Consider the following 10,787-nt stretch of genomic DNA (forward strand, 5'->3'; position numbering starts at 1 on the left):
GACTCACGCTCCTAAAAGATCCGCGGCGCCCGCGAGCACCGTCCCCACGTCCCCCTCCACGCGCAGATCGGCGTAACGATCCGCGGTAGTCGGGCCGATATTAATAATTGCGCACGCCGCGCCGTGCTGGAGCGCCTCGCCCAGCACCCACGAGCCGGTCAGCACCGCGAGCGACGTGCCCACCACCAGCGCCACATCGGCCTCGCGCGCCCACGCAAAAGACTGCTCCATCGCATCGCGCGGCAACGCCTCGCCGAAAAATACCACCGCGGGTTTGAGCAGACCGCCGCAGCGCGGGCACGGCGCCACCCGGAACGTGGAGGCCTCCGCACCGGCGCGGTCCGCGGAAGCCAAAATCGCCACGTGCGCGGGATCGGGATCCTCGGGCCAGCCCGGGTTGAGCGCGTCGAGCTGCGCCGCAATCTCCGCGCGCGGAAACTCCGCCCCGCACTCCACGCATACGACCCGCAAAAAATTCCCGTGCAGTTCCGCGAGCCTGGTGGAACCGGCCTTCTGGTGGAGATTATCGACATTTTGAGTAGCGACACCATTAATAAGGCCCGCTTTTTCGAAACGGGCCAGTGCCGTGTGGGCATTATTGGCGACGACGCCGCTCAGCGCGCGCCACGTTTCCTGATTACGTTGCCACACCCAGCGCTGCCATACCGGGTCCGAAACGAAAGCGTCGTAATCAATGGAGGGAGCATCGGAGGAGCCGGTGCCGCGGTAATCGGGAATGCCGGACGCCGTGGAGACGCCCGCCCCCGCGATAACTACGGTGGTGCGCCCGGCCATGAGCTCGGCTAGTTCGCGAGCGGCCTCGGTGGTGTCGCTGGTGATCATGGTGACTCCCTCGTGCTGGCGGTTGGCGGCGCGGCGGCCGGCGCGGATCGGTCCCATGCGGGCACGCGTGCGTGCACCGGGCCGGCATGCCGCTTCCTCGCTCATCGTATCCCGAATGTGCGGCGGGGGGGATCTTTTTCCCCCGGGCCAAGGGCCGNAGGGCAAAGGTCCGGCCACGGCGGGGCCAAACGTGGGATAATAAAATCTGTTTGAGGAACCCTCAAAGAGTGCCGGTCGCGGCACTCGCACGGAGCCTTCGCCACATCGCGGTGGTTCGCGTGCTCACACAGAAAACCTCTCGGACAGATGGTTCGAGGAACGCCGAATAAAGGAGATCTCAGTGGCTGTTGCAACCCGCGAACAGTACGACGAAATGCTCAACCGCGCCAAGGCAAATAAGTTTGCCTACCCGGCCATCAATGTCACCTCGTCCCAGACGGCCACCGCTGCCCTGCGCGGTTTCGCGGAAGCCGAATCGGATGGCATCATCCAGGTGTCCGTGGGCGGCGCCGAATACCTTTCCGGCTCCACCGTCAAGGATCGCGTGGCCGGTTCCATCGCCCTGGTGGAGTACGTGCGCGCCGTCGCCAAGAACTACGATGTGACCATCGCCCTGCACACCGATCACTGCGCCAAGCAGAACATCGATTCCTGGATCCGCCCGCTTATGGAGCTCGAAGCTGAGCAGCACAAGGCCGGCAAGCAGACCTACTTCAACTCCCACATGTGGGACGGCTCGGCCGTGCCGCTGGATGAGAACCTGGAAATCGCCAAGGAGCTGCTGGCGCTCTCCCAGAAGGCCAATACCATTCTCGAAATTGAGATCGGTGTTGTGGGCGGCGAAGAAGATGGCGTCGTCGGCGAAATCAACGAGAAGCTGTACACCACCGCTGAGGATGGCCTCAAGACGGTTGAAGCGCTTGGCCTGGGCGAAAACGGCCGCTACATCACCGCGCTGACCTTCGGGAACGTGCACGGCGTGTACAAGCCCGGCCACGTCAAGCTGCGCCCCGAAATCCTCGGTGAGATCCAGAAGGAAGTCGGTGCCAAGGTTGGCAAGGAATCGCCCTTCGACCTGGTCATGCACGGTGGCTCCGGCTCCACCGCCGAAGAAATCCGCACCGCGGTGGAAAACGGCGTCATCAAGATGAACGTGGACACGGACACCCAGTACGCCTACACCCGCCCGGTGGCCGACTGGATGCTGACCAACTACTCCGGCGTTCTCAAGATCGACGGCGAAGTGGGCAACAAGAAGCAGTACGACCCGCGCTCGTGGGGCAAGGCCGCCGAAGCTGGTATGGCCGCCCGCGTTGTCGAAGCGTGCGAGCGCCTCGGCTCCACCGGCACCCGCATGAAGTAAGCGCGGTGCCCGCGGATCGGGCATGTTGGTGCGCGAGCGCGTGGCGCTTGCGGGCCGTTCGTGAAGCGGGCGTGGTCGTGCGCCGTTCGCGGCTCCGCGCATGAGCCGTAATAGCGGTCATAGCGGTAACAAGGGCCGGTAGTTCATTTTGGGCTGCCGGCCCTTTGTGCTGCACTTCGTGCGTCTTTTCCGATGCTTTCTTTGCTCGCTTTGCCCTCTTTCGCGTTGGAAAGCTTCAGCTTGCGGAGCTGATGGCGATGCGGGTTGCCCGTCATCATGTCGGATCGCAAAGTGGTACTGGAGCTACAGCCAACCCCCGATTTTCTGTCGTGCAGTACCACTTTGCGTGTTCCGCCGTCGTCGAGTACCACTTTGCTGGGCAGTAATAGGTGGATAGTGGCTAGTCCCGGTGGCCCCCCCTATTGCCCGAAAACAAAGTGCGCGGGAGAGCACTGTTTCAGAGCGAATTCATGTTCCTTACGCGCTGTGAGACTTGTGTGTAGCTGATCTGGGATCGGCTGGCAGGATAGATCATAGCCACGGTGGCGTGCCCCGCTTACGCGCTGACCTGCCCGCACCAGGCCTAAACAGCCTGGAAAACACGCGGGAGTGTCTTGGAAGTGACATGGCCGCCACCATGGCTATGGCCTGTCCCGGCCGGTTCATACTGGCCTGATTAGAAGCACGTCCACCAAGAGTGTGACTCTCCACAGTGATGCCGATGAACCAACCCTGAAAAGGAAAACGAACTCCCGCCAGGGCGCCGGGACAGACACCCGATAGACACAACCAAGAAAGGGCTGTATCCACATGGCAATTGTCGCACACCACTACACATACGTCATCGGGGTGGACACCCACGCGAAAAAACACGTGTTCTCCATCCTGGAATGCCCCACCGGCATCGAGGTCATCAACCAGGCCTTCGCGAACACCACGCCCGGGCATACCCGAGCCGCCACCTGGATCACGAAACACGCCACTAAGGACACCGCTAATGTGCTTATCGTGGTGGAAGGCACTGCCTCGTATGGGGCCACCCTCACCCGTTTCCTTCAAGGCAAGGGCTATACCGTGGTGGAAGCACCCCGCCCGGACGGGAAGGGCCGCTACCAACCTAAAACCGATAAGATCGATGCCTACCACATCGCCTGGCGGGCCTTGAAACTCGAGGAAAACGCCCTGACCATCCCCAGGCAAGGCACAGAGCGTGAAGCCTTACGTATCCTCATGGCAAGCCGGCGCCAACTCACACGCACGAAAACCGCGCAAATAAACGCCCTAACCGCACTCGTGCGGACAATCGATGTGGGGGTGGATGCCCGCCGGCCTCTCACTACCGCCCAGATTAGCGGCCTGGCTAGGTTAGAGAATGTTCCTGGTGAGGATATCCAGATGGTGATCGCTAAGCAAGAAGCCCGGCGTTGGGCTCAAAGTATCCTCGACCTTGGAAAGTGTCTGGAGGAGAATTTGGGGCAGATCAAGATGATTGTCCAGCTAGTGGCCCCGCTTTTACTTGATTTACCGGGAATAGGGCCTTTTGCTGCCGGGCAGATCATTGTCTCGTTTTCCCATGCTGGGCGTGTTCGTAGTGAGGCGGCTTTCGCTTCCCTAGCGGGTGTGTGTCCGATTCCGGCGTGTTCGGGTAACACGGTACGTTATCGGCTTAGTCGGGGTGGGGATCGGGCGTTGAATTATGCTTTACATATGGCGGTGTTAGTGCGTATGAGGTCGGATGAGGAAACCCGGGCGTATGTGGAAAAGCGCCTTGGTGAGGGGAAAACGAAACGCGAGGTTATACGTGTGCTTAAACGCTACCTGGCCCGGCGGGTGTATCGCCTCTTGACCAGGCATATGCGTGCCGAGGAAACCGTACTTGCCTCTTGACAACATATAGAAGCGTCACTTGACGGGCACCACGGTTCGAAATGCGCACTTCACGGGGGGGCGATGTCCAGAACGCGCACTTTGCAGCCTTGAAGCTGAAAATGACCCACTCCACCTACCCTGCCCGGCGGGAGGCGGGTGTGTTTTCCGAGATGTACTTCGCATGTACAACATCTGCACTACAGCTCTGAAAACACCTACCACCCCCGCAGAGGCTCGTGTGACTATTGAAATCCGTGAGACTTGTGTGAGTTGTGGGATTCCCGCCGCCGCCAACGCCCCAGCACCACCACCAGCGCACATGGTCATACTCTGAGACAGCTACCTCGGAAGATAAGATTTACCACATAGTTATTTAAGTCGTGCTTGAACACCTTCCAAACGGTTTATAATCGCGGGGCGCCAGGAGTGCCTCGAGTCATCAAGGTGTTTCCGCAGCTGAGCCACGTGTTTGGGGGCGTCTCACCGCGCCGCCGGGGCGTGGAATCCGGTAAAAACGGGTAACTAATAAGGGATCTAAGAATGCAAAAATTAAAAACGGGAGCGGCGCGTTCGCGAGTCGCGGCGCACCGGTTGATCACGGGTGCGGTGGCGGCGCTTATTGCCGCCTTCGTCGCGGTGGGCGGAGCGATTCCGCTGACCGCGCCGGCCATGGCCGCGAACGTGCGAGTCACAACGAATGGTGACAACGCCGCAAACACCACCGGCGAAACTACCAACGCCACCGGCGAAAACACTGAAAACTCCGAAAACGCCGAGCGTGCCGCGGAAGCGGCCTCGGCCCGCCTGGAAGTCGCGGTGGCCGAACCCGCCGACCAGAAAACCAACGGCGTGAAATCCGGCGCCCTGGCCAGCTATGACGTGCAATGGTCCTGCGCCGGCGTGCAAGGTCAATGCGAGAACACCACTCTCAGCGTGACCATCCCCGGCCTGGTCGATTCCATTTCCGATACCGATCAGCTCCCCCTCACCCACGTGAGCGCCACCAATTCTTCCCATGACCAATCCGCAGTCCCGGTGCGCGAAGGCGATACCTACACCTGGAACCTGGGCACCGTGCCGGTGGGAACCACCGGCGCCATGCGCGTGCAGGTACGCCCGGAAAACCTGCGCTGGCCCGAAGGCGAAGCGATCCACCCGAAGGTGGCCGGCGAAACAAACGGCCTGGTAGCCGACCCGGTGGAACTGGCCACCCCGGTTCACGCCACCCCCACCATCGCGGTTCGTAAATTCGCTCCCGAATCCCAGCCGGCCATCGGCGGCCAGTACACCTACACCATTACCGCCGGTTACGAAGGCGCCTTCAATACCAACGAAAACAAATTCCAGGATCCGGGCACCGGCACGCCCGGCCTCATGGGCCTCACCGAGATCCGCCTGGTCGATACCCTGCCCGAAGGTGCGGAATTCGTACGTGCTACCAATGGCGGCACCTACGATCCGGCCACCCGCGCCGTCACCTGGGTGGTTCCCGGCTCACCCGTCGTGCGCGCCATCGCAGATTACCGCGTCACGGTCGCCTTCCCCGCAGGTACCTTCGCTGAAGGTGCCAGCGCCACCAACAATGTGCAAGCCACCGGCACCCCGCTCGATCCCAAGCACGCGGCCGTCACCGCCACCGATTCCGTGACCCGCCAGCTGCAAAACCTGCGTGCCGAAGGCAATTTCCGCAAAACCGCCAATAAGGCCGTGACCCAACGCGACGGGGAAGCCAGCTGGGATATTTCCTGGTCGAATACCGGAAATGTGCCGCTGCGCGTGCACGTGGCCGATAACCTGCCCTGTCGCTACGTCTCCCCGGAAACTCCCGGCGCCTGCGCCACCCCGGCCCTGCGCAATGTCAAGGCCGGCCTGGTCCGCCCGCTCCGTAAGAATGTCCCGGCCACAGTCACCTACACCACCACGAGTGGGAAGCAGCTGAGCGTCGTCGTCGACCCAACTACCACCCGCGATTTCCCGCTCACCGTTCCCGCGGGAGAAGAGATCACCTCCATCGCCCTGGACGTGGACGTAGTCAACGGTGAGCGGAGCGATATTACGCTGGAAATCCGCGGAACCGTGGTGGCGGACTTCCCGGCCGATGTGCACAACGGCACCACCGCGCCCGACGGCGCCACCTACAGCTACGCCCCGCGCTACGAGGTCCCCACGCTGGAGAATCGCGCCGTCGTAACCGCGCAATCCCTCGATTTCGAAGGCAACCCGACCCCGGACCTGCCCGCGAAAATCACCACGCGGGAATCCGCGGCGCAGGTCGCGATTGTGGACGGTTACCCCACTTACGGGGTGTCGAAAACCTCGCACCTGGGCGGCCAGATGGTCGGCAACCTCGATACCAAGCCCGGTGAGCTCTTCCAAACCGGCCAGACCTACACCTTCGGGCTGGGCTTCTACACCGGCAAGGGCGCCAAGCTCTACCCGGTGATTATGGACCTGCTCGCCCCCGGAATGGAATACGATCCCACGCAGCAGATCACCACCTCCGCGAACTGGCCGGCCACCCTCCCGCTCGACAAAATGCGGGTGGAAACCGAGATGAAAACCGTGGACGGCAAGCAGCGCCAACTGGTGCGCTTTACCTGGCCGGAGGATGGTACGGGTGATTACTTCGCCCCGCCCAGCACCGGCGATCAAAGCCGCTCCAACTCCTCGGAAATGGTGCTCTACTTCGGTGCGAAAATCACCGCGGCCACCGAGCCTGGCGAAAACACCAATGACATGATCCTCGCGGACGCCAAGCGCCCGAACCTGGGCACCGCCGTCGCCCCGAACCAGTGCATCCGCAATTGGTGGGCGCGCACGGATAGCCGCAAACTCACCGATAACCTCGACGGCCTCAACCGCCCCGAAGCGCGCGGCTGCACCACCTCCACGAAGTTCAACGTGGCGGGCTTGCCGGCGCTCGCGGGTAAGAATTACGTGAAGGGTGACGTCGATACCGAGTTCCAAGCCAACCCGAATTACGGGACGGTTTCGCCGGCCTCCAATGCCGAACTCAAGCTGGACCTGGTCAATAACGGCAATGCGGGAGTCTCCGGGGTGGTGGCCTACGATGTGCTGCCCTACCCGGGTGACCACGGCGTGAGCGGGGCCAATACCCCGGAAAATGAGCGTGGCTCCACGTGGCGCCCGCGCCTCAACGGCCCGCTGACCTTCGGGGAAGGCACCCCGCAGCCCACCTCGGTGCTGTACTCCACCTCGATCAACCCGTGCCGTGGCGAAGTCATGGAGCTGGGTGCCGCTCAGGATTCCAGCCCGCAGAATTGCGAGCCGGGCACCTGGAAGACCGCCGAGGAACTGGGCGGGGACTTCTCCCAGGTGCGCGCTTTCCGGGTGGAATTCCCGCAGGATGCCAAGCTCACCCGCGCCGATACCTGGACGATCAACGCCAATGTGACGGCTCCGGCCGCCGCCCGCGGTATCGCCTGGAATAGCTACGCGGTGACCGGCAAGAACGCCGAAACCGGCGCGCCGGTCATGCCGACCGAGCCGGCCAAGGTGGGGCTGACCATGCCCTTCGACCTGGACCTCACCAAGGAAAATATTCACGCGAAATCCGCTGATCTCGGCGTGCTGAGCGAGAAGGTGACCGCTGATCCCGCGCACGCCGGCCTGGCCGAGGGCGTGCAGCTCGCCGATATCGAGAAGCAGAACGAAACCGAGCGGTGGGCCACCGGCTCCGTGGTGGAGTACGTGGTGCGCGCCAAGAACGCCGGCCCCGGCTTCGCCACCGGCGTGGAAATCACCGATATGCTCCCCAAGGGCGTCACTTACGTGGGCTACTGGAGCACCAACGGCGGGTACGATGCCGCCACCGGCACCTGGAGCATTAATGACACGGTGACCGAAGTGGTGGATCCCCACACCGGTGACCCGGTGGAGGGCGCGGACCCGAGCGCCACCGATGATGCCTACCTGCGCTTCACCCACGAACGCGGGATCGCCCCGGGCGGCGAAGAGGTGCTGCACCTGTACGCGGTGGTTGATGAAACCGCGCGCTCCCAGCAGGTCTGCAACGAGGCCCTCACCCCGGCTAAGGATCGCCTCGATTCCAAGGGCCAGAAGTTCGCGGGCAAACAGGCGAATGCTTGCCTGACCGTGGGCGTGAACCTGGGGGACCGCATCTTTGAGGATACGAATAACAACGGCGCGGACGATCCGGGCGAGCCGGGCCTGGCGGGCGTCACCGTGAAGGTGTTCCGCCCCGGCGATACGGAACCATTTATTACGACGACGACGGACGCCAGCGGCAAGTACCTTGTGCGCGGTCTGGAACCTGGCACGTACTCGGTTGTGGTTGATCGCGCGACCCTCCCGAAGCGCGAGGGAACCTGGGAAACGACGCACGTCCGGGAAGGCTCGGGCGATAAGGAGAAGGCCAGCTCCGGGCAGATCACCCTGAGCACCGCCGATGTGCTGGATGCCGATTTCGGTTTCCACTACGTGGCGCCGGTCCCGCCTGTGCCGCCGCAGCCCCCGGTCCCGCCGGAGCCTCCGGTTCCGCCGGCACCCGAGCCGACAACTCCGGAACCGACCACGCCCGCGCCGGCTCCTTCGCCGACGACCACGGCGCCCGCGCCGCAGCCGACGACGGATCGCGCGCAGCCCGATCCGGAGCCCACGCCGAGCGCAACGACGACGGAGCCGGCTCCGCCCGCGCCGCAGCCCACGACGCCGGAACCTGTGCCAACAACCACGGCGCCGGCACCCGGGCCGCAACCGACAACGCCCGAGCCGAGCGCTCCGGAACCCACGGTGCCCGCTCCGAGCTCGCCGGAGCCGAGCGCTCCGGAAGTAACAACCCCGGTTCCGAGCACCCCGGTGCCCACGGCGAGCACCACGGCGCCCGCGCCGCAGGGGAGCCCGAGCACGGACGGGCCGGCGGCGTCGTCGACCCCGAGCGCGAACCCAACTCCGCCCGCGCAGGCCGGCTCCGGCCCGCGCCTGCCGCACACCGGTGCGGGAGTGCTGGGAGCCGCAGGAGCGGTCCTCGCGCTGCTGGCCGGCGGGGTGCTGGTGCTGCGCCGTCGTGTAGAATAGTGGCGGCGTGGCGGATAGTGCCGCAGGTGAATAACCGCGGCGGTACATCCGCAGCCGCGTAGCGATCAGGCGGGAGAGTCGAGCGTGAAAGCGCCCGGCCTCCCGCCTTTCGCGTGCTCGCCCGAGCGTTGGCGCGCGGAGCAAGCGCGGCGCGTCGGGTGCGGGAGCCGTCCCGGTTTTTCGCGCGCACGTCAGGCACACCTTCCCCGAGTTTGTGTTTCCGCTCACAAGTTATAGAATGGTCAGTGGCCCAGGCCACGGCCTCGCGCCGGCGGCCGCTCTCACGTAACCGAACAAGTCAGAAAGAAGCCCGCACATGACGCAAACACCAGTCACTCCCGCGCATCCGGAGCCTGCCGCCCGCGATCCGCACGAGGGCAAGCGTGCGGGCCTTGCCTATTTCAACGATGCCCAGCAGGCCTTCAGCGCCGGCAATATTAAGGACGCCATCGAGCTCTACCGCGCCGCCGCGGATGCGTTCGAGCGCGACCCGGAGCTCTACCTCGAGCGCGCCGTCACCAACGGCCAGCTGGGGATTTCCCTCAAGGCAGTGGGGGAGATGGACGAGGCAGCGGACCGGCTCGGCCGCGCGATCTCGCTTTTCCAGCAGTTCCCGGAAAACGGGGATGCCGCCGTGAGTATGGGTAATTGCTTCTGGCATATCGGGGAGATCAACGAGGAGGCCGGCGATTTCGACGCCGCCCGCATCTCCTACAACCAGGCGTATTCGGCCTACCGCACCGCGCCGAATACCCAGGAGCTCCAGATCGAAGTCCTCCAAAAACTGCGGTCTATCTAGGCCGGCTCATCCGTCTCGACATGTCTATGCACGCCACCGTTACCGAGCTGCTGCGCGCCGGGCTCGCCGCCCTCGAGCGCCACAATGAAGATGAGGCCCGCGCCCGTTTCGTGGAGGCGCGGGAAACCGAGCGCCGCGCCGCGGGTGGCCGGAGCGCCGGCGGCATTCTCGCGGGCGGCACCCTTCCCGGCACGGACCTTTCCGATTCCGCACTTCCCGGCAGTTCCACGCCTGAATTGTTTGCCCAGGTGAGCGACCCGGATGCCCTGTATTTCGCGGCGCTCGCTACCGGGCAGCTGGGGGAGAACCCCCTCGGCCTCGCGCGCCGTGCCGTGGAGGCGTATCGCGTGGCGCCGCCGTCTTTACGGGCTGCGCGCGCCTGGGAAACGTACGGATATTTTTTGCACGACGCCGCACGCGACGCCGCAGCCGCTCAGGCCATGCAGGAGGCGGCCGGCGTGTACGAAGCCCTGGGTGGGCACGAAGCCCAGCAGGCTAATGCGCTGTATAACGCCGGAATCTCCTACGCGGAAGCCGGCGATCTCACCGCTGCTATCGCAGCTTTGGAAGCGGCGCTGCTACCTGCGGGTGCGCTGCCGGAGGTGGATCTGGGGCGGGTGGCTATTCGGGCCACTCTTGCCGCGGCGCGCTTGGACGCCGGGCAGTTCGCTGCGGCCGCGCGCGATTACCGGGCGGCGGAGGTGGCTTTCGCGGCGCTCCCGGGCCAGGAATTTAATGCGATTGATTGCGCTTTCGGGCGAGCCCGCGCGGTGCTCGGGAGCGGGGACTACCCGGCCGCCGCGGAGCATTTCGCGGAGGTAGCGGCGCGCGCCACGGAGCTCGCCGGTGGGGAGC

At 64.3% G+C, this 10,787-nt stretch carries 6 protein-coding genes; 5 read left to right on the forward strand and 1 reads right to left on the reverse strand.

The window, feature by feature from the left end; genetic code table 11:
• Positions 1–3: 3 nt before the first annotated feature.
• Positions 4–843, reverse strand: coding sequence for a Sir2 family NAD-dependent protein deacetylase (locus CZ322_RS03720; protein ID WP_087071152.1), 840 nt, complete (start codon positions 841–843; stop codon positions 4–6).
• A 334-nt stretch (positions 844–1,177) separates the two neighbouring features.
• Here CZ322_RS03720 and fbaA point away from each other — a divergent pair, with 334 nt between their 5' ends.
• From fbaA to CZ322_RS09975, 5 genes are all read left to right on the forward strand, one after another.
• Positions 1,178–2,206 carry a class II fructose-bisphosphate aldolase gene (gene fbaA / locus CZ322_RS03725; protein ID WP_257960156.1) on the forward strand — a complete coding sequence of 343 codons (1,029 nt, stop codon included), beginning with the start codon at positions 1,178–1,180 and terminating at the stop codon, positions 2,204–2,206.
• Between the two features lie 810 nt (positions 2,207–3,016).
• Positions 3,017–4,093, forward strand: coding sequence for an IS110 family RNA-guided transposase (locus tag CZ322_RS03730; RefSeq protein ID WP_087070276.1), 1,077 nt, complete (start codon positions 3,017–3,019; stop codon positions 4,091–4,093).
• A gap of 522 nt (positions 4,094–4,615) precedes the next feature.
• Positions 4,616–9,133: an SdrD B-like domain-containing protein gene (locus CZ322_RS03735; RefSeq protein WP_087070277.1), complete on the forward strand. Its 4,518-nt coding sequence runs from the start codon at positions 4,616–4,618 to the stop codon at positions 9,131–9,133.
• A gap of 316 nt (positions 9,134–9,449) precedes the next feature.
• On the forward strand, positions 9,450–9,932 hold the full coding sequence (locus tag CZ322_RS03740; RefSeq protein ID WP_026428701.1) for a tetratricopeptide repeat protein: 483 nt from the start codon (positions 9,450–9,452) through the stop codon (positions 9,930–9,932).
• Between the two features lie 20 nt (positions 9,933–9,952).
• On the forward strand, positions 9,953–10,787 hold an 835-nt coding region (locus CZ322_RS09975), incomplete at its 3' end, for a hypothetical protein (protein WP_200807166.1).

Origin of the sequence: Actinotignum timonense (assembly GCF_900155575.1) — a bacterium.
Taxonomy (GTDB): Bacteria; Actinomycetota; Actinomycetes; order Actinomycetales; family Actinomycetaceae; genus Actinotignum; species Actinotignum timonense.

Excerpts from the sequence above, each read along its gene's own strand:
- CZ322_RS03720 (WP_087071152.1), bottom strand. The coding sequence starts at position 843 with ATGATCACCAGCGACACCACCGAGGCCGCTCGCGAACTAGCCGAGCTC.
- CZ322_RS03730 (WP_087070276.1), top strand. The coding sequence starts at position 3,017 with ATGGCAATTGTCGCACACCACTACACATACGTCATCGGGGTGGACACC.
- CZ322_RS03735 (WP_087070277.1), top strand. The coding sequence starts at position 4,616 with ATGCAAAAATTAAAAACGGGAGCGGCGCGTTCGCGAGTCGCGGCGCAC.
- CZ322_RS03740 (WP_026428701.1), top strand. The coding sequence starts at position 9,450 with ATGACGCAAACACCAGTCACTCCCGCGCATCCGGAGCCTGCCGCCCGC.